Raw genomic sequence first — 22574 nt, forward strand, 5'->3', positions numbered from 1 at the left:
CCGAGTGGCTGAAGGCCTTACCCGGGCATTTCATACTAATCTATTCCTAGTAGTTTCTTGAATTCATCTTGGCTAATGCCAGCATCGGCAAAATCATCGAAGGTTTTTTCTGTTGCTTCAATAATAAACTGGCTGATGTATTCTGCTCCCTCGCGAGCTCCTTGCTCTGGAGATTTAATGCAACATTCCCACTCTAAAATTGCCCAGCCGCCATAACCGTACTGTGTTAGTTTAGAGAAGATTGCTTGAAAATCTACCTGACCATCGCCAATAGAGCGGAAGCGTCCCGGTCTATCAATCCAGTCTTGGTAGCCACCATAGGCACCAGACTTGCCATTCATGTTGTACTCGGCATCTTTTACGTGAAACATGCCGAAGAATTCATGATAATGATCGATATAAGCCAGGTAATCCAGTTGCTGTAAAATAAAGTGCGATGGATCGTACAATAGTTTTACGCGGTTGTGCTTGCCAGTAGCCTCGTAGAACATCTCGAAGGTAGTTCCATCGTGCAGGTCTTCACCAGCATGCACTTCGTAACAAACGTCTACACCGTTTTCGTCAAAGTGGTTAAGAATTGGCCGCCAACGCTTGGCTAATTCTTTAAATCCTTCTTCAATCAATCCGGCAGGTCGCTGTGGCCAGTTGTAAAAATACGGCCAAACCAAAGCGCCAGAGAATGTAGCATGCACGTCAATTCCTAAGTTTTTAGAAGCTACAGCAGCTTTCTTTACTTGGTCAATTGCCCAAGCATTACGTTGTTTGGCATTCATTCCCTTTGGAGCAAAGCCTTTAAAAAGCTCCTCGTACGCAGGGTGAACAGCAACTAACTGTCCCTGAATGTGCGTTGAAAGCTCGCTTACCTCAAGGCCATGCTGGCCAAGTGTGCCTTTAATTTCGTCACAGTAAGTTTTACTTTCTGCTGCCTTATCTAAATCGAAAAGGCGTGGGTCGTTTGTTGGTATCTGTACGGCTTTGTAGCCTAAGTCGCTAGCCCATTTCCCTATGCTATCTAGCGAGTTGAATGGTGCAACATCATCGGCAAACTGAGCCAAAAATATTCCAGGTCCTTTAATCGTCTTCATCTAGTCGTCAATTTCAGTCCAAGTGTTACCGTCTGCTGTAGAAGCAAGCACGGCCTCAATAAATTTCATGCCTCGTACACCATCGCGAATGGTTGGGAAAGCACCGTCAATGTACTCTTCTCCTCGAATAGCTTTGGCAGTCCCCAAGTAAATGTTCGCCATTGAGTCGAAAATTCCTTCTGGGTGGCCAGGTGCCATCTTAGTACTTATAGCAGCAAATTCGCTGTTGTACTCATGGCCAGGCTTAAGTACATGCATTGGTTCACCTTCCTGCAAATGGTATAGGTAGTTAGGGTTTTCTTGTTCCCACTTTAAAGAACCTTTGGTGCCATAAACCGCAATGCGAAGGTTGTTTTCTTCTGCAGTAGCAATCTGACTCGCCCTTACTAAGCCTCTCACGCCATTATCGAAACGCAACATGGCTGTTCCGTCAATATCAAGCGGATTGTCTTCGTAAAGCGTGTTTAGGTCTGAAAGCACTTTAGCGGTTTTCAAGCCTGTGGTGTATTCCACCATGTTAAAGGCATGCACTCCAATATCGCCCATGCAGCAGCTCTGACCTGCTTTCGCAGGGTCTAATCTCCACACAGAAGCACGTTTTTCTTTGTCGTGAATTACCGGGTTGATCCAGCCTTGGTAGTATTGCGCATCTACTTTTTGGATTTCTCCAATTGCACCTTCGGCAATCATGGCCTTCATTTGGCGAACCATTGGATAGCCAGTGTAAGTGTGCGTAAGGGCGAATACTACTTTGTGTTTTGCAACCAGTTCTTCCAGCTCAACTGCCTCAGCAGCCGTGTTGGTAACAGGTTTTTCGCAAATCACGTTAAAACCTGCCTCAATTAGCTGTTTTGCCATTGGGTAGTGAAGGAAGTTTGGTGTAACCACCACCACTGCTTCAATTCGCTCTTCAGCAGGTAATTCAAGTTCTTTTTCAATAAACGTATCAATGTTAGGGTAGGTACGGTTGGGGTCTAGCTCCAGCTTTTTGGCAAATTCTAGTGCTTTGTCATAATCTGTATCGAAAGCACCACCCACAAGGGTGTATTCTTCGCCAATGTAAGCGGCTATACGGTGAACGATTCCGATAAAGGAACTGAGTCCACCGCCAATCATACCCATTCTAATTTTTCTATGTGTAGACATAAATTTTTGAGGTTTTTTGATTTTTAAGTTCTACTCTTAGTCTTGCTTGTAAGCTACTTTCTCGTTTTTAAAGAAAACAGAGAACAGTATAAATACCAATACAGAGAAACCTGCAGGAATCAACCAAATGTTTTCCCAAGTGTGGGTTCCGTCTGCATTTGTGTACATGCCCGAAATTTGGCCGGCAGCCCAGAAACCAATTAGCATACCAACACCGTAAGTTGCCAATGTAATAAGGCCTTGTGCTGCACTTTGAATTTTTGCGCCTGCTTTTGAGTCGGTATAAATCTGACCCGATACAAAGAAGAAGTCGTAGCAAATGCCGTGTAGGGCAATACCGATTAGCAACATCCATGTACCAGAGTCGGCATTGCCGTAAGCGAATAATACATAGCGAATTGCCCAAGCCAGCATACCGAAAAGTAAGGTTTTCTTAATGCCATAGCGGGTTAAGAATACTGGTAGCAATAGCATAAATACAACTTCTGACACTTGGCCGATGGCTTGTTTACCCGTAGCGTTGCTCATTCCAATTTCCAACAAGAATGGGTTGGTGATTTGGTAGTAGAAAGCCAACGGAATACAAATGAGTACAGAAGAGAAGAAGAATACTGCGAAGTTTTTATTCGCCAATAGCTTCAATGCATCGAGGCCTAAAATATCAGAAATCGTAACCTTTTCGCCTTTGTCAACTTGTGGTGGTGTTTTAGGCAAGGTGAAACTGTAAATACCTAGTACGGCAGAACAGATTGCCACCATTAGGAAAGTATATTTTAGCATACCCTCTTGAGCACCTTGCTGCGAATCCCAAGCCAAGGCACTAATTACAATACCAGCAATTACCCAACCTATTGTACCGAATACTCTAATTTTTGAGAATTGCTTTGATGGGTCTGTTAATTGGCGGAACGATACAGAGTTTACCAATGCCAATGTTGGCATAAAAAGAATCATGTATGCCAATACATACGGATAGAAGTTTGCAAAATCCGTTGCTTGGTACATCATGTACATTAGTACTGCACCAATTAAGTGCAACACACCAAGAATACGCTCTGCGTTAAAAAAGCGGTCGGCAATTAGGCCAATAATAAATGGTGCAATAATGGCTCCCCACGATTGGGTTGAAAACGCCATACTAGACTGGGCATCGGTAGCCTGAAGGTTGTTGCCCAAGTAAGACCCTAGCGTAACGAACCAGCCTCCCCAAATAAAGAATTGGAGAAACATCATTACACTGAGTCTAATGCTTATTCCTAATGAATTAGAGCTCATAAGTGTTGTAGTTTAAGTCAATATATGTGTTGTGGCCAATGGCCGAAAATTTCTTAATCGAGTTGTTTGAGCAAAACCTTTCTGAATTGAATAGGGTGGCTTTCGCTTTGCAGGGCGAAATAACCGCTATTCAATGGTTTACCTTCCTGCATTACACCTTCTTGCAAATTGCTCACATTGCCACCGCCCATTACCGGGTTGGTGTACTGCATCACAGTATCGCCCTCTATTACATGGGCAATTCTGCCATCTGCTCTAGCCACAATGTCCATGGTTACCCATTGGTCGCCATCGTATGTTTTTGCGGTAGAAGTTATGCAATGGTTAATTTCCAATTTACCATCAATATCTACGTGAGTACCTGGCGTACAAAGGCTGCCTGTAGGGCGCGGACCTTCGCCAAGGCCACCCAAAAACTGAGCTTCTAAAGAGATAGGGAAGTCCTGCTGTTCGCCCATGGTTTCTGGCGATTGCGAATGGAACATTACACCGCTATTGCGTGTGGCCCAAGCTGCTCCGCCTGTGGCTTGTTCGCCAATAAAGCGGTATTCTACTCTTAGAATGTAATTGGAGAGTGGTTTTTCATAGAAAAGGTGACCGAACCTGTTCTCAAACCTGGCGTATTTTTCGTAGCCAACGGTTAGCAAACCGTCTTCTACTCTAAAGGTGTTTCCGTAATTTTCGCCTGCCGGGTAGCCTGTTATTTTAGGTGTCCAGCCGGTAAGGTCTTTGCCATTGAATAGGCTAACCCATTCGTCTTCTTTTTTATCCGTACAGGAAAGGGTGCACAGTACCAGGGCAACCCAAATTGAGGTAAGTGTAGCGCGTTTCAACATAAAAATAGGGCTAAAAGTTAAAGAATTTATCAATGAATACAAGCCGCTTTTATAGGGCTAAAAAAGTTTCTGCTATCTGTAGGTCTTCTGGTGTGGTAATTTTTATGTTTCGGTAGTCTCCTTCAAATAAATGGACTTTTTGTCCTGAAAACTCAAAAACGGATGCATCGTCTGTAAACGATTGCCTAAAACCAGCTTCAAAAGCCTTTTTAATCAGTTGTAGTTGAAAGGTTTGAGGGGTTTGGATAAGCCGGTAATTCACCCTGTCTACATGGCTATTCCCTTCTTTGTTCATTACTCTTATGGAGTCTTTCAACGGTACTGAAGCAATGGCGCTGCCATGCTTTGCTGCCAAATGGTATGCGTTGTCTATTACTTCTTTTTTGATGATTGGTCGGACACCATCGTGAATAGCTACCAGACCTTCAGTGCCTTCAATACTATCCAGTCCATTCTTTACAGAGTGAAACCGAGTTTCTCCGCCTTTAACCAGTTTGTAAGGAATTATAAAGGAGTGTTTTTCGCAAAGTGATATCCAATATGCAAATTGAGGCTCCGGAAGTACAAGGATCAGTTCGGTACTATCGAAATAGAAAGCCCGCAAAGTATGCATTAGTATAGGCTGACCGTTCAGTTCTAAGAATTGCTTTGGGATTTCACTCTTCATGCGGCTCCCACTGCCTCCGGCTACTATAATGGCGTATTTCTGCACAACCAAAAATAAAAAAGCCTCCGCAGTAAACTAGGAGGCTTTGAAACTTTATACTGAAATTTCTTACAGAATCAACATGGCATCACCATAGCTAAAGAATCTGTATTTTTCTTTAATAGCTACTTGGTAAGCTTCCATAACCAAATCGTAACCACCAAAAGCGGCAGCTTGCATAAGCAAGGTAGATTCAGGTAGGTGGAAGTTTGTAACCAATGAGTTACAGATTTTGAACTCGTAAGGAGGGAAGATGAACTTGTCTGTCCACGCCTCGTTAGCCTTCAATCTACCATTGGCAGAAACTGAAGATTCTAGTGCCCTCATAGAGGTTGTTCCAATAGAGCAAACTCTCTTTTTATTGTCAAGCGCACGGTTTACAAAATCGGCAGTCTCTTGAGTAATGGTGTAGTTCTCAGAGTCCATTTTGTGTTTGGTAAGATCTTCCACGTCTACTGGACGGAAAGTACCTAAACCAATATGCAAGGTGATAGGAGAAACGTCAACACCAATAATTTCCAAACGCTTAAGTACCTGCAAAGTAAAGTGCAAACCAGCTACTGGAGCGGCTACTGCACCTACGTTCTTGGCATAAATAGTTTGAAAACGCTCTCTATCTTCTGGCTCGGTTTCGCGCGGAATGGTTCTTGGAAGAGGCGTTTCTCCTAGTTGGTCGATGGTGTTGTAAAACTCCTCATCGGTTCCGTCATACAAAAAGCGGATTGTTCTACCTCTAGAGGTTGTGTTGTCGATTACCTCGGCAACTAATTCACCTTCACCAAAGTAAAGCTTGTTGCCTACACGGATCTTTCTGGCAGGATCTACCAAAACATCCCATAGGTGCATTTCTGGATTGAGCTCTCTTAACAAGAATACTTCAATCTTCGCCCCGGTCTTTTCTTTCTGACCATAAAGTCTCGCTGGGAAAACCTTAGTGTCATTGTTGACCATCACATCGCCCTCTTCGAAATACTCTACAATATCCTTGAATTGTTTGTGCTCAATTTCACCTGTATCGCGGTGCAATACCATTAATCTTGAGTCGTCACGGTTTTCGGTAGGATATTTAGCAATTCGATCTTCTGGAAGCTCAAACTTGAATGCAGATAATTTCATAGATACTCGTCTATTGTCGCTTAGATTTAAATAGCTGGCAAAGATAGGGATAAAAGCCTTAGCTTCATAAAGATATAGAACTGAATCTTTTTTGACTTACAAGTGGGCGAGTTTCTAATAACAAATTAGGCTTGCTTAATTAGATCGCATAAGGAAAAAACTAGCGCCCCACACCACAAGCTGTGTATTGACAGTATCATACAGGCAAATTTATTAATTACTACAGGCCTCCCATTCAGGTGGCTCATTGTCCTTTCACTAGAGCGATTATCTTTTTTAACCAAATACAGTTTGAGTGCGTTTACATTTTTTGATTCTTTACGTTATCAAATTGTAAGGTCGATTTTATAAGCTCGTACATATGCGGTTAGGAATATTCTTAAAACTCATGGGGGAAAGCATTCGCTTTGCGGTGCAAGTGTTAACCACCAACCTATTGAGAACTACACTTTCTTTGCTTGGGGTTACCATTGGTATTATGCTGATTATCGCGGTGTTTACCATGGTGGATTCTTTGGAGAAGAATATCAAAGACAGCCTCGATTTCTTGGGTTCCAATGTGGTGACAGTGGAAAAATTCCCTTTTGGTGGGCCAGATCCTAATTACCCATGGTGGAAGTACTTTAGAAGACCCAACAACAACTATGCAGAATACGAGTTCCTTTCCGCTAACCTTAGAAATGCCGCAGCAGTTACTATTGTTGGTAGGGCATCTACTACTGTAAAATACGCTAGTAGTAGTTTAAATAGTGTGGATTTGTGGGGGATGACCTATCAGTATAAGGATGTGTACGAGGTGGCCTTAGGAGCTGGCAGGTATTTTACCCAACAAGAAATTGAAGGCGGGAGACCCGTAGCCATTATAGGCGATGAAATCGCTCAAACACTTTTTCCTAACGAAAGTGCCGTGGGTAAAGACATTAAAATACGAGGTTACAAATTGCGCGTAATAGGTGTAATGGAGCGCGAGGGAGAAAGCTTTATAGGTACACCAAGCAGCGATGATCGTGTTTATATTCCTTATAAAATGTTTACCAAAACCTATTACATAGGTCGTATGTGGGGCATTAATCCGCAGATTGCCGTGAAGGGCTATGCCGATGATATTGGTATGGTTGAGCTGCAAAACGAGATGGAGGGAATGCTGCGAAAGGTACGTGGGCTAAGGCCAAAGGAAGATACCAACTTTGCGCTTAACCGACCAGAAGCTATTGCCGATGCGCTTGGTGGTATTTTCGATATTTTGGGTACAGCCGGCTGGATTATCGGGGGCTTTGCCATACTTGTAGGTGGTTTTGGTATTATGAACATTATGTTCGTTTCGGTACAGGAGCGCACCAAAATCATTGGTATTCAAAAGTCACTCGGTGCCAAGAACTACTTTATCCTTTTCCAGTTCCTTTTTGAGTCGATCTTCCTTTGTTTGTTTGGAGGATTAATAGGTGTGTTTATTGTTTATCTACTCACATTTATTCCATTTGGAACCTTAGAAGTAACACTTTCAATGAAGAACATTTTGCTAGGAGTGGTCGTGTCGAGTGTTATTGGAGTGGTTTCAGGAATCATTCCTTCGGCTAAAGCGGCAAGACTTGATCCAGTTGATGCAATGAGGTCGGCTTAAACCGCCATTAACAGATATAAAAGAGAAAGGCTAGTCCATTTGGGCTAGCCTTTCTTTTGTTACCCTATAAAGGGTTTATTATTTCTTAAAACGCTTATTCAGCAGTTTCTACTGTTTCTCCGTTAATGTAAGCTTTAATAGCAGTTTCTAGTTCTTCAGCTAGTTCCGGATTGTCTTCAATTAGTGACTTCACAGCGTCACGTCCTTGGCCTAGCTTTTCTCCGTTGTAAGAGAACCACGAGCCGGCTTTTTTCACAATGCCGTATTCCACGCCCAAGTCAAGAATTTCGCCCGATTTAGAAATGCCTTGTCCGTACATAATGTCGAATTCTACTACCTTAAATGGAGGTGCAACTTTGTTCTTTACAACTTTTACTCTGGTGCGGTTACCCAAAATGTTGTCGGCACTTTCTTTAATCTGGCCGATTCTTCTAATGTCCAAACGAACAGAGGCGTAGAATTTAAGGGCGTTACCACCAGTGGTTGTTTCAGGGTTACCGAACATTACGCCAATCTTTTCGCGTAGTTGGTTAATAAAAATACAGGCACAACCAGTTTTATTAATAGCTCCGGTTAGCTTTCTCAATGCCTGCGACATCAATCGGGCCTGAAGTCCCATTTTGCTATCACCCATTTCGCCTTCTAGTTCGCCTTTAGGTACTAGGGCTGCTACGGAGTCAATCACAATAATATCGATGGCGCCAGAGCGAATCAGGTGCTCGGCAATTTCCAATGCTTGCTCACCATTGTCAGGTTGCGATATCAACAAGTTTTCTGTGTCAATCCCCAGCTTTTCAGCATACACTTTATCGAATGCGTGCTCCGCATCAATAAAGGCAGCCAAACCGCCTTGCCTTTGTGCTTCGGCAATGCAGTGCATGGTTAAAGTTGTTTTACCTGAAGATTCTGGTCCATAAATTTCTACCACTCTTCCTCTCGGAATTCCGCCAATGCCCAATGCAATATCCAAACCTAAAGAACCTGTTGGAATACTCGGAATATCAACCACGCGCTCATCGCTAAGTTTCATAACCGCGCCTTTTCCATAGGCTTTCTCTAGTTTGTCAATCGTTAACTGAAGGGCTTTTAATTTTTCAGAATTGTCACTCATCTTTATGGTGTCTTTAGCATTTAGAATAGTTTGTGAAGATAGTGGGTTAGTGGGCAATTCACAACCATTAGTTTTGACTAAATTGAGATTGGATGAAGCTTAAAAAGATAATAGGAAGGACCTTGCTTGGGCTGTTGCTGGTAATAGTGGTGCTGGCTGTAATTTATCGCGATTTGGTTGGTTATGGCTGGATGCAGCTGCAGGGCCAGTTGAAAGTTGTTCGTGAGGCCGTGCCGCTAGAGGAGTTTGTAGCACTGCCAACAACTACCGAAGAACAGAAGGAAAAAATAAAGATCATTCAGGAAGCGAAGCAGTTTGCATTTGGCGAATTGGGAATCAATTATTCCGAAAACTACTCCACCATTTTTGACCAGGAAGGAAAGCCTTCCATGTTTGTGGTAACCGCGTGCGATCCTTACAGTTTTCGTTCGCACTTGTGGAACTTCCCTGTGGTTGGGCGCATGCCATACAAAGGTTACTTTATTAGAGAAAAGGCCATTGCCGAATACGAAAATATGAAGGAGCAAGGCTATGATGCCGGCTTGAGAACAGCGGGCGGATGGTCTACTCTAGGCTGGTTTCAAGACCCCGTGCTTTCTAATATGCTCAATCGGTCCGAGGGCGATTTGGCTAGTCTAATTATTCATGAACTCACCCATGGTACTTTGTTCGTAAAGGATTCAGTAACCTTTAATGAAAACCTGGCTACGTTTATCGGTGACAACGGAGCAGTTTTGTTTTTAGAAAATAAGTATGGTAAGGGAAGTGAGGCTGTAACACGCTATCAAAACCAATTGGCAGATGAAATTACCTTTAAGCAGTACATGCTTGGTGCCGCGAAGGCCTTGGATTCATTATATAAAGGAATGAATGAAACGCCTGATGCTACCAAACAGAAGTTAAAGGCAGAGCTGATTGAGCGTATTAAGGTCAATTATGACACATTAAATTTCTTATTTGAAAGGTATTCGGGTTATTTTAGTGATTTCACTCCTAACAATACATTTTTTATGTCTATGTTGAGGTATAATGCGCAGCAAGACGTATTTAAAAAAGAAATGGACGAAAAATTCAATGGCAACCTTAAGGCGTATTTGGAGTACTTAAAGGAGAAGTATCCATCGGTGTAGCTATTTGGTACGCTGTTTGTCATAAGCCCCATAAAAAGTTAAATGAGAATACAACTTCTTTCACTCATCTTACTTTGTATTAGTTGTGTTGCCAATGCGCAGGGGCAAGGGCACAAGCTGTCCGATGTGCCTCCTTTTCAGCCAGGAGAACTGCTAGAATTAAAAGCTACCGTTGGTTTTGTAAAGGCTGCCGAAGCAACTTTTGGTGTAAGCGAGGTTATCTATAATATTAATGACCGGCCAACTTGGAAAATTGATATTCATGCAAGAACGGTTGGTATCTTCGATTTCATCTCTTCGGTGCGAGACAATTGGGGTACTTATTACGATACCGTAAATTATGTGCCTCATCAGTTTTACCGCTATATAAAAGAAGGGAGGTTCAGAAAGAACGAAATCCTTTATTTCGATCATGAACAGGATTCGGTCACAGTGGCCAAGCTGCACAAAGAATCGCGCAAGTTGGAAAAAACCGTGATGCATGCGGTGCCGAATAACGTGCAAGACATGGTGAGCGGCTACTATTATCTGCGCTCAATCGATTTTAGCCAAGTTCAAATAGGAGATATTATTACCATAGACACTTTCTTTGACGATAAGCTAGAACCCTTTAGGGTGAAACTTGTAAAAAGAGAAGTACTTGATACGGATTTGGGCGATATCAACACATTGGTACTGGTGCCTATTATCAAAAAAGACAGCCTTTTTGAAGAAGATAACACCATAACTGTTTGGCTGTCTGACGACTTGAATAAAATACCGCTTAAACTACAGGCGAAGATTTATGTAGGTTACTTAAAGGTACAGCTAACGGATGCAAAGAATTTGCGACATCCTTTGGCGCGTGTCGACTAACCTTTATTTTTATGACATAAGATAGATTTAACTATATCTTTGTAGCGTAAATACAAAAATCCATGGCAAACAAACAAAGCCCCAAAGTATTGGTGGTAGACGATGATCCGGATATTCTGGAGCTTCTGAAGTACAACTTAAAGAAGGAGGGTTACGATGTGGAAACTGCTGATGATGGTATGAAGGCAGTGGCGACAGCGAAAAAATTTCACCCCGACCTAATCTTATTAGACATTATGATGCCCCAGCAAGATGGGGTAGAAACTTGCAGGCAATTGCGTGAAATACCAGAATTGGTCGACTCGCACATAACCTTTCTTACTGCGCGTGCTGAGGAGTACTCTGAGGTGGCGGCTTTCGAGGCAGGTGCCGATGATTACATTACAAAGCCAATTAAACCTAGGGCTTTGATGAGTAGAATTGGGGCGCTTTTCCGTAAGGAGAGCAAGTCTAAGTCTAAACCGCAAATTGTGGCAGGTGGCCTTACTATCGATAGGTCTAGCTACACGGTTACGGCAAATGGCAACCAATTTACCCTACCTAAAAAGGAGTTTGAATTGCTCTACTTCTTGGCGCAAAACCCGAACAAGGTTTATGGCCGCGATGAGCTGCTTCAAAACATTTGGGGAACAGACGTTTACGTATTGGCCAGAACGGTAGATGTGCATATTAGAAAAGTGCGCGAGAAAATCGGAGACGGTTACATCTCAACCGTAAAGGGCGTAGGATACAAATTCGACATAAGCTAAATACATGCTTCATAATTCGAGAGTCGTGGCATTGGTGCTGGCTACAGTTGTAGCAGCAGTGACCACGGCTTTTTTGTCTTTAGTGCCCGAGGTTGCGGCACTGGGCTTACTGGTGGCCGGCCTAATTTCTTTTGCGGCTACTTACTTGTTGGTGTATGTGGTGTTTGAGTTTTTGGTGTTTCGTGAAATTGGCGAGATATACAAAGTGCTGAACAAAATGCGCAAGAAGGATTTCTCTTTTATTGAAGAGGGAAATGCCGAAGATGTTTCCAATCCGCTTAAGAAAATCAACCGAGAGATTTATAATTATGGTATCAATCGCCACAAGGAGATTGAAGACCTTAAAAAACTTGAAGCTTTCCGTAGGGAATTCCTGGCCGATGTGAGTCATGAATTGAAAACCCCTGTTTTTGCGGCTCAAGGTTTTGTGCATACCCTGCTCGATGGTGCTGCCGAGGATAAGAAAATCAGAAAGAAATTCTTGAAACGTGCAGCCCGTAGTTTAGATAATTTGGATGTACTGATTCAAGACTTGCTAACGCTTTCGCAGATTGAAACGGGTGAGATTAAGATGCATTTTGAGCATTTTAATATTGTAAACACTGTTTCTGATGTGATCGACCAGCTGGAGAATAAGGCGGAGAGAAAAGACCTGCTTATTCGATTTGATAAGCCATACAAGGATCCAATTTTTGTATATGCAGATGCCGAGCGTATTTACCGCGTGGTGATGAACCTGGTTTCGAACGCAATAAAGTATACTGATGAGGGCGAAATAGTTGTTGGCTTCGAGATTACAGATCAGAAAGTGGAGGTCGCGGTGAAAGATACCGGAGTAGGTATTCCACCAGAGCATCTTAAGCGCATTTTTGAGCGCTTCTTTAGGGTAGATAAATCGCGCTCTAAAGAGAAGGGCGGTACTGGCCTTGGTTTGGCCATTGTTAAGCACATTCTAGAAGCGCACGATTCTAAAGTGAGTGTGCTAAGTACCGTTAATAAAGGCTCAATATTTAGTTTCAAACTTCCTATTGGTCAATCCACAGCCGAAATGGAAGAGGACGCCCGCAGGGAAATGGAGTTGATGGAAGAAGAGGAGTATGATTAATCCCGAAATATGAAGATTAAATTTAAAGACCTGATCATTTTTGAGAATGATGAATACCTCATCATTAATAAACCGCCAATGATTTCTTCTTTGGAAGACAGGAATGACTTTTACAATATTCAAAAGTTGGCGCAAGAACATGAGGCAGGTCTAATGCTATGCCACAGGCTAGATAAAGAGACTTCTGGCTGTTTGTTGTTGGCAAAAAACGAAGACGCTTATCGAAACGCTTCTATTCAGTTTGAAAAGAGAAGGGTATTAAAAGTATACCATGCAGTGGTAGAGGGTTTGCAAGAGTGGGAAGCCAAAACAGTAGACCTGCCTTTGCAGGTGCTTTCAAACGGTAAGGTGGTCACTTCTTCAAAAGGGAAGGCTTCAAAAACTACTTTCAATTCTCTAAAGCTTTACAAGAAGCACACGTTGGTAGAATGCTTGCCAGAGTCGGGAAGAATGCACCAAATTCGTGTGCACCTGGCTTTTCTGAATGCACCTATTGTAAATGACGAAACTTATGGGGGAAGCTTTCTGTACTTGTCGCAGGTAAAGCGAAACTTCAACCTGAAAAGAGATACGGAAGAGCAGCCATTGATCAAGCGCTTTGCTTTGCATGCCAATTCACTGGCCTTCAAAGATTCAGCCGGAAAAGAAATTAAAGTTTCTGCGCCATACCCAAAAGATATGCGGGTTTTGGTAAAACAGTTGGAGAATAACCGTTAAGGGCTTTTTATTTCACATTTAAGACCGTAATTTCGCGGCACCTTTCGAGCCTAAACCATCAGGAACAGAATTATTTACGATACTGTGTTGGATTTGAAAATCCAAACATCTATCTTTGTGTCCCTTTTTTAGGGGAAGGTCTGTATAAAGTATTGAAATTCAATTAAATATAATAAAGTGGATACACTAAGTTATAAGACGAAATCAGCGAACAAGACAACTGTAGAGAAGCAGTGGGTTATCGTTGATGCCGATTCAAAAGTATTAGGAAGATTGGCAAGTGAAGTAGCTAAGGTTATTAGAGGTAAGAATAAGCCAGGCTTCACTCCACACGTAGATTGTGGTGATAATGTGATTGTTATCAATGCTGATAAGGTAAGACTAACAGGTAAGAAGTGGACTGACAGAGTTTACCTTTCTTACACTGGTTACCCTGGAGGGCAAAAAGCAACTACTCCAAGACAGTTGAAAGAGAAGTCTTCAACGCTATTGGTAGAGAGAGCTGTAAGAGGCATGTTGCCAAAGAACAGACTTGGAAGACAGTTGTTCAACAACCTATATGTTTATGAAGGTACTGAGCATCCACACGATGCACAGCAACCAAAAGCTTTAGAAATTTAAGATCGTTTAGATGGACGTTATCAATACAATCGGAAGAAGAAAAACATCTGTTGCTAGGCTATACATGACTCCTGGTAAAGGTGATATCAATATCAACGGAAGAGTAATCGCAGATTACTTCCCATCAGATGTTCTTCAAATTATCGTAAAACAACCATTGGTTAAAGTTAGCCAAGTTGAAAACTTCGACATTAAAGTTAATGTTGACGGTGGCGGGTTGAAAGGTCAGGCTGAAGCAATCAGATTGGCTATTTCAAGAGCACTTTGCGAAGTAGATGCTGAATTCAGATCTCCTTTGAAAGGCGAAGGCTTCTTGACTCGTGACCCTAGAATGGTTGAGCGTAAGAAATACGGTAAGAGAAAAGCGAGAAGATCATTCCAGTTCTCGAAACGTTAATCGAATTTATATTTCAAACTATATATGTCTCAATTACAATACAAAGACTTACTTGATGCTGGTGTTCACTTTGGACACTTAACGAGAAAGTGGGATCCACGTATGGCACCGTACATCTTCATGGAGAAGAACGGTATCCACGTGATCGATCTAAACAAAACAATTAACGGTCTCGAAGAAGCGTCAAATGCCGTTAAGAACATTGTTCGTTCAGGTAGAAAAGTAATGTTTGTTGCTACTAAGAAGCAGGCGAGAGCGATCGTTTCTGAAGAAGCTGCAAGATTAAACATGCCATTCGTAACCGAGCGTTGGTTAGGTGGTATGCTAACAAACTTTGCTACTATCAGAAAATCATTGAAGAAGCTTGCCGGAATCGATAAAATGATGAAGGAAGATAGCTACAAAGCACTAGCGAAAAGAGAGCGTTTGATGAAAACGCGTGAGAAAGCTAAGCTTGAGAAGCTATTGGGCGGTATCTCTGATTTGACAAGATTGCCAGCTGCACTTTTCGTGGTAGACGTGAAAAGAGAGCACATTGCAATCGCTGAAGCGAAGAAATTGGGTATTCCTGTATTTGCTCTTTGCGATACTAACTCTGACCCTACTAGCGTAGACTTCCCAATCCCAGGTAATGATGATGCTTTCAAGTCTGTTGAAATTATCACTAAAACTTTCGGTAAAGCTATCGAAGAAGGATTGAGCCAGAGAAAGCAAGACAAAGAAGAAAAGGAGAGAGATAAAGCTGAGCAAGAAAAGAAGGCAGCTGACGCTCAACCTGAGGAAAAATAAGTTCAAAACATATTTTATATAAGCATAACATAAAATTGAACATTGGATTTATTTCAATGTTCAATTTTTGTTTATTCCAACGCTTGAAATAAAACGATACATAAAATGGCTATTACAGCAAAAGAAGTTAACAAACTAAGACAAATGACCGGTGCCGGCATGATGGATTGCAAGAAGGCATTGGTTGAAGCAGATGGTGATTTTGACAAAGCCATCGAAATTCTTCGTAAAAAAGGTCAGAAACTTTCTGAGAAAAGAGCTGACAGAGAAACTACTGAAGGAGCTGTATTTGTAAGAACTAGCGAAGATGGCACTAAAGCTATCCTAGTTGCATTTACTTGCGAAACTGACTTCGTAGCGAAGAATGACGACTTCCAAGCATTAGGTAACGAAATCGCTGATGCTGCTTTGGCAAACGATGCTGCTGACCTTGATGCAGTAAAGGCCCTTAGCCTTGGTGAGTTAACAGTTCAAGATAAAGTAACTGAGCTTTTGGGTAAAATTGGTGAGAAACTAGAGGTTACTCAGTTCGAGCAATTGACTGGTGATCAAGTTGCTTCTTACATTCACTCAAACGGTAAACTAGGTGTGTTGGTAGCTTTGGCTAATACTAACGGTGCTGATGTTGCTGATGCTGGTAAGGATGTAGGTATGCAAATTGCTGCTATGAACCCAGTTGCACTTGATAAAGATGGTGTTGATTCTGCTACTGTTGAGAAGGAAATCGAAATTGGTAAAGACCAAGCACGTCAGGAAGGTAAGCCAGAGGCAATTCTTGAGAAAATCGCTCAAGGTAAATTGCAGAAGTTCTTCAAAGAGAACACTTTGTTGAGCCAGTCTTTCGTAAAAGAGCCTAAGCAGTCGGTTGCTGAATACCTTAACTCTGTAGAGAAAGGTTTGACAGTTTCTGCTTTCAAAAGGGTTTCTATCGGGTAATTAACTCGTTTAGTATAAAATCAAAAAGCGACTTCTTTCGAAGTCGCTTTTTTTATGCTTGTTATTTGGTATCCGTACTGTGCTGAATGAGGTGAACATCTCTCTGAGGGAACGGAATGGTTATACCAGCTTTGTCAAGCTGTTCTTTACATTCTTCTAAAACCTCAAAATACACATCCCAATAGTCACTCGGGTGGCACCAAGGCCTTACAGCTAAATTGATAGAGCTATCGGCCAATTCGGTAACACCTACAAATGGGGCGGGCTCTGCAAGCGCCTTAGGGTGCGCTGTCATTACACTCATTAGTATTTTGCGGGCATCTTTAATATTCTCATCATAGGCTATGCCAATGGTTAAGTCCACACGTACATGGTCTTTGGCTGTCAGGTTCTTAATGTTCCCATTAGACATGGTGCCGTTGGGGATAATAATAAGCCTGTTTTGTGGCGAAAGAATCTTGGTGACAAAGATTTGGATTTCTTCTACCACACCCAAGTGGCCTTCAGCTTCAATTAAGTCACCCACCTTATAAGGTTTGAATAACATAATTAATACCCCACCTGCAAAGTTTGCCAAGCTACCTTGTAATGCAAAGCCAATGGCTAAACCAGCAGCACCAATTACGGCAACAAATGAAGTATTACCAATGCCAATCATTCCTGCTACACTAACAAAGAGTAGTGCTTTTAAACTCCAGTTGATAAGGTTGGATAGGAATGGGCGGAGCGTTGGGTCAATGTTCCTTTTTTCGAACCCCTTTTGAAGTACTTTGGTGAAGAATTTAATTAGCCTAAGCCCAATTAGCAGTACGAGGATAGCCAATAGAATATTTGGCCCTCTTTCAATAACAAGGCCTACCGCCTTGTCTACATAGGTTTCTAGTTGTTCAATTTCCATATAAGTTAAGCTTGAAGTGAATGAATGAAATTTTTATCCTTATTGTAAAATGAAGAATTAATTTCATTTAAACAAGCTTGTGCTTGCGGCTATGGAATGATCAGAATGGGAATACTTGTCCTTGTTCGGCTACATTAAAACCACGATCTATTACCTCTTTATAGGCTGCGCTGGTTTTGTCCAGTATAGGGTTGGAGTGATTGGCGTGGATAAAGTAAACTTTCGCCTTGTTTTCGGGGCTTAGTTTTTCCAACAAATCCATGCTTTCTGTAGTAAATGGATGTGGTATTTTACTCATGTCGCGTCCAGGCAATTCTCCGTCTTTAAAAAAGCTGGCGTCAATTAGAACGATGTCATTTTCCTTTATTACTTCAGCAATATCAATGTTCCACTTTTCCCATTTATCAATATCAGGAATAAAGATTACCGATTTTTGATTTGCCGAAATCTGATAGCCTACGGTTTCGCTATATTCATCTCTGTGTGGTACTAAAAAAGGAGTGACAGAAATATTGCCGCCTAGTCGAACAGTAGCAGCTCCTCTCATTTCTTTAATGCTGATATTATTGAGTGCTACTAACTGGCTCCATGGGCCATTCTCTTCTAAAAAGACCTTCATTTTAGGCATGGCATAAACTTGCGTGCTATTGGTGCCCATCACTTCTCTGCCTAAATGCATAAGGCCTGTGTAGTGGCCAATATGGGCATGCGTCAAGAATATTCCATCAAAAGGATAGTTGTTGGTTTCAGAAACCTGATCCATCAGGTGTAACTGCTCTTTGAAGTCGGGAGTGGCTTCGAACAGGTAGCGCTTATTATGTACCGGATCCACCAAGCCTAGCGAAACAGTAAGTGCGCTCTGTCGCTTGCCTTCTTTAATGGCTTGCCACTCTGCCTCGTAGCCAGCCTGTGGGTAGCCAGCATCTTGGGCAATGCCCAGCACCATCAGGTATGGCGAATCGCTTGGCACAACAGGTTTTTGGTCTTTTGGGCTACAGCCAAAGACCAAAAACAAAAAAAGAGCTCCTGTTAAGAGCTCGGTTTTTAAGGTTGAAAATGACGCTATCTTTCGCATTAGCTTCCGCAGCCTACACAATCAATGCTCGAATCCATTGGCTTTACACCTTTCAACTTCATCGTCAGATTGTGGATTTTGTCTTTAATATCCATGTCTTGAAACATGTCTCCAGTCAACTGACCATTCAAAGATTCAATCTCTTTTTCTAATTGTTCTTTTGTTAGTTCCATGGGGTTTGTCATTTGGGTGTTGGGTATATGAATATAAAGCATCTCAACTAATATTCAAATTCAGAGGTTCCATGTACTCTCATTTCTTCTTCGAAAAAATAGAGTTTTTCTCTGGGTGGGTATTAGAATAACCAATTTGTTTCTCTAGAAACGGTAGCCAATTTTCAGTGCAGAATCCTTTACTTCAAAACTTTTTCAAAAAACTGTAACTTGAATGTAACCATTCAGAAAAGTGGCGGTTTCACCCTCTGAATTCTCAAAACAAAGCATTGGATTCACTTTCGGACAACACATTAATGCTCAAGGTCAGAGACGGCCAACTTGATCAACTTGGACTACTCTTCGAGCGGCATCATAAGCCATTGTATGGCTATTTTTTCCGCCTGACCGCTGATGGCGCCATTAGCGAAGACCTTGTGCAAAATGTGTTCATGCGGATGATAAAGTACCGGCATACTTACAAAGGAGACGGGAAATTCACCACATGGATGTACCACATGGCGCGCAACTTGTTTTCCGATCATTATAGAAAAGAAAAAAAGCGCGGCTGGAAGGAAGACCCAGAAGTTACCGACAGGTACTTGTCGGATGGAGACAATGCCGAGTATAGAAGGATTCAGAATGAGGAGCTGGATACACTGCAAATGGCGCTCGATAGGCTTGCTGCGGATAAGAAGGAAATTCTTGTGCTAAGTAAGTTGCAAGGTATGCGCTATCAGGACATTGCCGAGGTACTAGAACTATCGGAAAGTGCCGTGAAGGTGCGCATTTTCCGGGCGCTGAAAGAGCTTAAGGCAGTGTATGAGCAACTCGAAACAGAAGGAATAGGGACTTAAACCATCTGAATGATGAAAAAGATAATATTAACATGCTTGGTGCTCTGCTTTGGTCAGCTGGTGCTTTTAGGGCAAAAGGATAGCGAAGTGCTTAAAAAGAACTTCGCTGTAAACGACAACTCAAGTGAGTTTTGGTTTTGTGTGTGCAACATTACCGGTGATATTCAAGTGGAAGCTTACGATGGAAACACCATTGAGGTGGAAGTAAATAAACAGGTTAGTGCTAGAAGTCAGTCCGATGTGGCTGAAGGTATGAAGGACTTAGAATTGGTATCGTTTGATGGCGATGGTTTTGCCAAAGTCTTGGTGGTTTCTAATCAGCAGGAGCTAGAAGAAAAAGACGATCCATTGGCATGCAGCTGGAATTGGCGCAATAATTCAGGGAGCAGACCCGACTACCGTTATCGGTTAGATTATAAGGTGAAAGTACCCAAAGGCATTAGCGTAAAAGTTTCTACCGTAAATGATGGAGAGGTTTGGGTTGAAAATGTTGGTGGTGATATTTATGCCTCGAATGTAAATGGTGATGTGACCTTGGAAGGTGTTAGAGGCAATACAAAAGCCAACACTGTCAACGGAAAATTGGAAGTAGAATACCTGCAAATGCCTAATGAGTTCGCTTCATTTAAAACGGTAAACGGAGATATAGAGCTTTTTGCCCCAAACAACGCCAGTGGAGTTTTCAACTTTGAAAGCCAGTGGGGAAAGGTTTATAGCGATTTCGAATTTGATGAAAGAGTAGCGCCTAAAATGACCAAGCTGAAAGATGGCGACATGACGCGCTTTAAGGTAGCCAATTCGAATGGCTATAAAATTGGGCAAGGAGGTCCGGAAATGGCTTTCGAAACCCTAAATGGTAATATCAAAATCAGAAAGAAAAATTAGTAATGATGGAAGATCAGTATATGTCTTTGATTACCGATTATATCGATGGAAGCCTGACTGCAGCGCGCAAAGCGGAGTTTGATCGCTACGTAGCCGAAGGACACATTGATATGACAGAGGTGCAGGCGCTACTGGAGCTCGATGCAAAAGTGCAACAGGCTGATCAACCTGAACCTACACCACAATTAAAAGAAACGTTTTATCAGGCGTTGGGAGAAGAGGTTGCCTTGCAAAAGCAGCAGGTTAACCAAGCAGGGATTAAAAACCTATGGGCTGCTTTGTTCGGCTCCATAAAGGGCAGGTTAGCGTTTGGTTTTGCTGTGCTTATTATAGGCGTAGCAGTTGGCAGGTTGTACTCAGGCATGTCGTATGAGCGTAAAATGGATAACCTTTCCAATCAGATGGCCGATATGAAAGAGATGATGATGATGGCTATGCTCGAAAACAAATCGGTGAGCGATAGACTGAAAGGTGTACAAATGAGCAGCCAGTTGGTTAAGTCGAACAGCCAGGTGACGGAAGCGCTTTTCGTTACGCTCAATCATGATGAAAGTACAAACGTGCGTTTGGCTGCACTTAATATGTTGGCCGAATATGCAAGCGACCCGAATATTAGAGCGGGGCTAATAAACAGTATTTCGCAGCAGCAATCGCCCATTATGCAGGTGGCTTTGGCCGAATTAATGGTGGATTTGCAGGAAGAAAAAGCAATACAAGAATTTAAGCCTGTTTTGGAAGGCGATAATACCCCGGAAGAAGTGAAAACAACGCTACGTGAGAACCTTGATAAAATCATGTAACGATGAAAAAGAAAATGACAAATATGAAAAAGTTAGTATTAGCAATTACTGCTCTATTGGTTACGGGGCAGGCTTTTGCCCAGTCAATCGATGTTCAGGTAGATCCTGATATTAGGGTGAATGTAGAAGCCATTACCGAAGCAGCTGTACACTCAGCAATGAGTGGCTGGGGTGATGATGACGATGATGGTTCGCGATATGAACAATCTACTCAAGAGGTAGAAATTCCTCTTACCAAGCCGGGAGAGCGAGGTGTTCTACATGTCGATTCTCGCAACGGCAGAATCACGATTACCGGGTATGACGGTGTAACAGTAAAAGTTAAAATGATCAAGTATGGTAAGAAAGTGGAGAAATCAGCTTCAGGAGATGGTATGCGATTGATCAGTAGCGGTGGCTTTAACTTTGAAGCCAGCGAATACAACAACGAGGTGCAAATTGAAAACGAAGGCTGGGGTAGCCGTGTAGATTTTGAGATTCAGGTGCCGAAAAACTTCGATATCAAGGCCGAGTCTTACAATAACGGCCATATCAATGTTAAGGATGTAAGCGGTGAGTTAGATGTGGAGAGCTACAATGGCCCTATTACTTTGGAGAATATTAGTGGTGCCGCATCAGCATCTACTTATAATGGCGCGGTAAAGGTGAGCTTCGCTAAAGTAACTGCTAACATGCCAATGACTTTCAATACCTATAATGGCAATGTGGATATTAGCGTGCCGGATGGTACAAAGTTTACCACCAAAATGAAAACCAATAGAGATATTTTTACGGACTTCGAAAACTTCTCGCTTTCAAACCCAAAGCCTACTACAAGTAAATCTGATTCAGGGAGAGGGTTTTCCGTGAAATATGAGAATTGGGTGCAAGGCGATTTGAATGGCGGAGGCGCTGAAGTGACAATGAAAACCAGAAATGGGGATATATACATCAGAAAAATGTAGTTGAACGATAATTCAAAACAACATCCTGTAGGTGAAAATCTACAGGATTTTTTATTTTAGAGTGTTCAACCCTTTGAGCATTCAACACACACTTTATTGGTTATTAATATTCATGAAGAAGATTTTTATTATAAGCTTGTTGCTTGTCGCAATGGGGGCAAAGGCACAAACTGCCGATGAAAAAATTAAGTCGTTGGCGGAAAAGTATAAGAGGATTGATCAGTTTTCTGCAGATGTGAGCTATTCAACTGTTAATGAACGCATGGGCTTTTCAAACACCCAAACCGGGAAAATAGCCGTAGATAGTGAGCGATATGTGCTGACTTTTGGCTCAACTGAAAAGTGGCTGAGTGATGGTAAAACTGAATATATCGGTACAAAAGAGGATGATCATTCTCAGATACTTTACTTCTGCCCAGGCCAAAACGAGGAAGCAATTGTAAACTTTACTATGTTGCTTACTTTTTATGCTAATAATCACACAGCAGAGTTTGATGGTGAGCATATTAAATTAAAATCTGCTGGCGAGGCTGCTTATGTTGCAGCGATGCTTGAGCTTTCGGGTGATGAGATCAAAGCCGTTGCTTTTGAAGATGATTTCGGTACAGTATATAGGTATGAGCTGTCTGGCTTTAGTACCGATATTTCAGGAGCTTCTTTCACGATAAACGAAAGCGAATACAAAGAGAAAATTGACGAAAGAGCGGGCTGTAATTGAGGAGGTTATTGAAGTTAACCCAGTTCATTAAAAAGAGATTGTGTCTTAAA

The 22574-nt window shown here is 42.1% G+C and carries 25 protein-coding genes; 15 read left to right on the forward strand and 10 right to left on the reverse strand.

All coding sequences use genetic code 11. From position 1 onward, the window contains the following. Nucleotides 1–35 precede the first annotated feature (35 nt). From BMW98_RS07440 to queA, 6 genes are all read right to left on the reverse strand, one after another. On the reverse strand, nt 36–1085 hold the full coding sequence (locus tag BMW98_RS07440; RefSeq protein ID WP_090257876.1) for a sugar phosphate isomerase/epimerase family protein: 1050 nt from the start codon (nt 1083–1085) through the stop codon (nt 36–38). Beyond that, a complete protein-coding gene (locus BMW98_RS07445) occupies nt 1086–2231 on the reverse strand; it encodes a Gfo/Idh/MocA family protein (protein ID WP_090257877.1) in 1146 nt (381 codons plus the stop codon). A gap of 36 nt (nt 2232–2267) precedes the next feature. Continuing rightward, nucleotides 2268–3506: a nucleoside permease gene (locus BMW98_RS07450; protein WP_090257878.1), complete on the reverse strand. Its 1239-nt coding sequence runs from the start codon at nt 3504–3506 to the stop codon at nt 2268–2270. A 53-nt stretch (nt 3507–3559) separates the two neighbouring features. After that, on the reverse strand, nt 3560–4342 hold the full coding sequence (locus BMW98_RS07455) for a 3-keto-disaccharide hydrolase (protein WP_090257879.1): 783 nt from the start codon (nt 4340–4342) through the stop codon (nt 3560–3562). A 49-nt stretch (nt 4343–4391) separates the two neighbouring features. Next, complete coding sequence (locus BMW98_RS07460) at nt 4392–5054, reverse strand: 2-C-methyl-D-erythritol 4-phosphate cytidylyltransferase (protein ID WP_090258242.1); 663 nt, start codon at nt 5052–5054, stop codon at nt 4392–4394. A 63-nt stretch (nt 5055–5117) separates the two neighbouring features. After that, the gene (queA, locus tag BMW98_RS07465) at nt 5118–6164 is read right to left on the reverse strand and encodes a tRNA preQ1(34) S-adenosylmethionine ribosyltransferase-isomerase QueA (protein ID WP_090257880.1); all 1047 of its coding nucleotides are present in this window, start codon (nt 6162–6164) and stop codon (nt 5118–5120) included. Nucleotides 6165–6525: 361 nt separating this feature from the next. Between queA and BMW98_RS07470 the strand changes: the two genes are divergently transcribed. After that, complete coding sequence (locus BMW98_RS07470) at nt 6526–7785, forward strand: ABC transporter permease (protein ID WP_090257881.1); 1260 nt, start codon at nt 6526–6528, stop codon at nt 7783–7785. 94 nt (nt 7786–7879) lie between these two features. Here the strand turns inward: BMW98_RS07470 and recA are convergent, their stop codons facing one another. Next, nucleotides 7880–8896 (reverse strand): recombinase RecA, encoded by a 1017-nt coding sequence (gene recA, locus BMW98_RS07475; protein WP_090258243.1) that lies wholly within the window; start codon nt 8894–8896, stop codon nt 7880–7882. Nucleotides 8897–8988: 92 nt separating this feature from the next. Here recA and BMW98_RS07480 point away from each other — a divergent pair, with 92 nt between their 5' ends. The 9 genes from BMW98_RS07480 to tsf all read left to right on the forward strand — a co-directional run bounded on the left by BMW98_RS07480 (nt 8989) and on the right by tsf (nt 16195). Continuing rightward, nucleotides 8989–10026 carry an aminopeptidase gene (locus BMW98_RS07480; protein ID WP_090257882.1) on the forward strand — a complete coding sequence of 346 codons (1038 nt, stop codon included), beginning with the start codon at nt 8989–8991 and terminating at the stop codon, nt 10024–10026. Between the two features lie 42 nt (nt 10027–10068). Next, nucleotides 10069–10881 (forward strand): DUF3108 domain-containing protein, encoded by an 813-nt coding sequence (locus BMW98_RS07485; protein ID WP_090257883.1) that lies wholly within the window; start codon nt 10069–10071, stop codon nt 10879–10881. Nucleotides 10882–10943: 62 nt separating this feature from the next. Continuing rightward, entirely contained in the window at nt 10944–11630 is a 687-nt protein-coding gene (locus tag BMW98_RS07490; RefSeq protein ID WP_090257884.1) for a response regulator transcription factor, read from the forward strand. Between the two features lie 4 nt (nt 11631–11634). Further along, nucleotides 11635–12735 (forward strand): sensor histidine kinase, encoded by a 1101-nt coding sequence (locus BMW98_RS07495; protein ID WP_090257885.1) that lies wholly within the window; start codon nt 11635–11637, stop codon nt 12733–12735. Nucleotides 12736–12744: 9 nt separating this feature from the next. Beyond that, nucleotides 12745–13452: an RluA family pseudouridine synthase gene (locus tag BMW98_RS07500; protein WP_090257886.1), complete on the forward strand. Its 708-nt coding sequence runs from the start codon at nt 12745–12747 to the stop codon at nt 13450–13452. Between the two features lie 177 nt (nt 13453–13629). After that, nucleotides 13630–14073, forward strand: a complete 444-nt coding sequence (gene rplM, locus BMW98_RS07505) for a 50S ribosomal protein L13 (protein ID WP_090257887.1) — start codon at nt 13630–13632, stop codon at nt 14071–14073. Nucleotides 14074–14083: 10 nt separating this feature from the next. Further along, the gene (gene rpsI, locus BMW98_RS07510; protein ID WP_090257888.1) at nt 14084–14470 is read left to right on the forward strand and encodes a 30S ribosomal protein S9; all 387 of its coding nucleotides are present in this window, start codon (nt 14084–14086) and stop codon (nt 14468–14470) included. Between the two features lie 24 nt (nt 14471–14494). Further along, nucleotides 14495–15259, forward strand: coding sequence for a 30S ribosomal protein S2 (gene rpsB, locus BMW98_RS07515; protein WP_090257889.1), 765 nt, complete (start codon nt 14495–14497; stop codon nt 15257–15259). A 105-nt stretch (nt 15260–15364) separates the two neighbouring features. Then, nucleotides 15365–16195 (forward strand): translation elongation factor Ts, encoded by an 831-nt coding sequence (gene tsf / locus BMW98_RS07520; RefSeq protein ID WP_090257890.1) that lies wholly within the window; start codon nt 15365–15367, stop codon nt 16193–16195. Nucleotides 16196–16256: 61 nt separating this feature from the next. Here tsf and BMW98_RS07525 read toward each other — a convergent pair whose 3' ends face one another. From BMW98_RS07525 to BMW98_RS20435, 3 genes are all read right to left on the reverse strand, one after another. After that, nucleotides 16257–17093, reverse strand: coding sequence for a mechanosensitive ion channel family protein (locus tag BMW98_RS07525; protein WP_090257891.1), 837 nt, complete (start codon nt 17091–17093; stop codon nt 16257–16259). Nucleotides 17094–17193: 100 nt separating this feature from the next. Then, the gene (locus BMW98_RS07530; RefSeq protein WP_090257892.1) at nt 17194–18168 is read right to left on the reverse strand and encodes an MBL fold metallo-hydrolase; all 975 of its coding nucleotides are present in this window, start codon (nt 18166–18168) and stop codon (nt 17194–17196) included. After that, nucleotides 18168–18341: a hypothetical protein gene (locus tag BMW98_RS20435; protein WP_162844702.1), complete on the reverse strand. Its 174-nt coding sequence runs from the start codon at nt 18339–18341 to the stop codon at nt 18168–18170. Before BMW98_RS20435 ends, BMW98_RS07530 begins: the two co-directional genes overlap by 1 nt. A gap of 269 nt (nt 18342–18610) precedes the next feature. Here BMW98_RS20435 and BMW98_RS07540 point away from each other — a divergent pair, with 269 nt between their 5' ends. From BMW98_RS07540 to BMW98_RS07560, 5 genes are all read left to right on the forward strand, one after another. Beyond that, nucleotides 18611–19177 carry an RNA polymerase sigma factor gene (locus tag BMW98_RS07540; protein ID WP_245733507.1) on the forward strand — a complete coding sequence of 189 codons (567 nt, stop codon included), beginning with the start codon at nt 18611–18613 and terminating at the stop codon, nt 19175–19177. A gap of 9 nt (nt 19178–19186) precedes the next feature. Further along, a complete protein-coding gene (locus BMW98_RS07545) occupies nt 19187–20062 on the forward strand; it encodes a DUF4097 family beta strand repeat-containing protein (protein WP_090257895.1) in 876 nt (291 codons plus the stop codon). Between the two features lie 2 nt (nt 20063–20064). Continuing rightward, nucleotides 20065–20862, forward strand: a complete 798-nt coding sequence (locus BMW98_RS07550) for an anti-sigma factor family protein (RefSeq protein WP_090257896.1) — start codon at nt 20065–20067, stop codon at nt 20860–20862. Between the two features lie 23 nt (nt 20863–20885). Then, complete coding sequence (locus BMW98_RS07555; protein ID WP_139177448.1) at nt 20886–21806, forward strand: DUF4097 domain-containing protein; 921 nt, start codon at nt 20886–20888, stop codon at nt 21804–21806. 112 nt (nt 21807–21918) lie between these two features. Beyond that, complete coding sequence (locus BMW98_RS07560) at nt 21919–22524, forward strand: LolA family protein (RefSeq protein WP_090257898.1); 606 nt, start codon at nt 21919–21921, stop codon at nt 22522–22524. Nucleotides 22525–22574 lie beyond the last annotated feature (50 nt).

The organism is Roseivirga pacifica, assembly GCF_900111145.1.
Taxonomy (GTDB): domain Bacteria; phylum Bacteroidota; class Bacteroidia; order Cytophagales; family Cyclobacteriaceae; genus Roseivirga; species Roseivirga pacifica.

Excerpts from the sequence above, each read along its gene's own strand:
- BMW98_RS07440 (WP_090257876.1), bottom strand. The coding sequence starts at position 1,085 with ATGAAGACGATTAAAGGACCTGGAATATTTTTGGCTCAGTTTGCCGAT.
- BMW98_RS07445 (WP_090257877.1), bottom strand. The coding sequence starts at position 2,231 with ATGTCTACACATAGAAAAATTAGAATGGGTATGATTGGCGGTGGACTC.
- BMW98_RS07450 (WP_090257878.1), bottom strand. The coding sequence starts at position 3,506 with ATGAGCTCTAATTCATTAGGAATAAGCATTAGACTCAGTGTAATGATG.
- BMW98_RS07455 (WP_090257879.1), bottom strand. The coding sequence starts at position 4,342 with ATGTTGAAACGCGCTACACTTACCTCAATTTGGGTTGCCCTGGTACTG.
- queA (WP_090257880.1), bottom strand. The coding sequence starts at position 6,164 with ATGAAATTATCTGCATTCAAGTTTGAGCTTCCAGAAGATCGAATTGCT.
- BMW98_RS07470 (WP_090257881.1), top strand. The coding sequence starts at position 6,526 with ATGCGGTTAGGAATATTCTTAAAACTCATGGGGGAAAGCATTCGCTTT.
- recA (WP_090258243.1), bottom strand. The coding sequence starts at position 8,896 with ATGAGTGACAATTCTGAAAAATTAAAAGCCCTTCAGTTAACGATTGAC.
- BMW98_RS07480 (WP_090257882.1), top strand. The coding sequence starts at position 8,989 with ATGAAGCTTAAAAAGATAATAGGAAGGACCTTGCTTGGGCTGTTGCTG.
- BMW98_RS07485 (WP_090257883.1), top strand. The coding sequence starts at position 10,069 with ATGAGAATACAACTTCTTTCACTCATCTTACTTTGTATTAGTTGTGTT.
- BMW98_RS07490 (WP_090257884.1), top strand. The coding sequence starts at position 10,944 with ATGGCAAACAAACAAAGCCCCAAAGTATTGGTGGTAGACGATGATCCG.
- BMW98_RS07495 (WP_090257885.1), top strand. The coding sequence starts at position 11,635 with ATGCTTCATAATTCGAGAGTCGTGGCATTGGTGCTGGCTACAGTTGTA.
- BMW98_RS07500 (WP_090257886.1), top strand. The coding sequence starts at position 12,745 with ATGAAGATTAAATTTAAAGACCTGATCATTTTTGAGAATGATGAATAC.
- rpsI (WP_090257888.1), top strand. The coding sequence starts at position 14,084 with ATGGACGTTATCAATACAATCGGAAGAAGAAAAACATCTGTTGCTAGG.
- rpsB (WP_090257889.1), top strand. The coding sequence starts at position 14,495 with ATGTCTCAATTACAATACAAAGACTTACTTGATGCTGGTGTTCACTTT.
- tsf (WP_090257890.1), top strand. The coding sequence starts at position 15,365 with ATGGCTATTACAGCAAAAGAAGTTAACAAACTAAGACAAATGACCGGT.
- BMW98_RS07525 (WP_090257891.1), bottom strand. The coding sequence starts at position 17,093 with ATGGAAATTGAACAACTAGAAACCTATGTAGACAAGGCGGTAGGCCTT.
- BMW98_RS07530 (WP_090257892.1), bottom strand. The coding sequence starts at position 18,168 with ATGCGAAAGATAGCGTCATTTTCAACCTTAAAAACCGAGCTCTTAACA.
- BMW98_RS20435 (WP_162844702.1), bottom strand. The coding sequence starts at position 18,341 with ATGGAACTAACAAAAGAACAATTAGAAAAAGAGATTGAATCTTTGAAT.
- BMW98_RS07545 (WP_090257895.1), top strand. The coding sequence starts at position 19,187 with ATGATGAAAAAGATAATATTAACATGCTTGGTGCTCTGCTTTGGTCAG.
- BMW98_RS07550 (WP_090257896.1), top strand. The coding sequence starts at position 20,065 with ATGATGGAAGATCAGTATATGTCTTTGATTACCGATTATATCGATGGA.
- BMW98_RS07555 (WP_139177448.1), top strand. The coding sequence starts at position 20,886 with ATGAAAAAGTTAGTATTAGCAATTACTGCTCTATTGGTTACGGGGCAG.
- BMW98_RS07560 (WP_090257898.1), top strand. The coding sequence starts at position 21,919 with ATGAAGAAGATTTTTATTATAAGCTTGTTGCTTGTCGCAATGGGGGCA.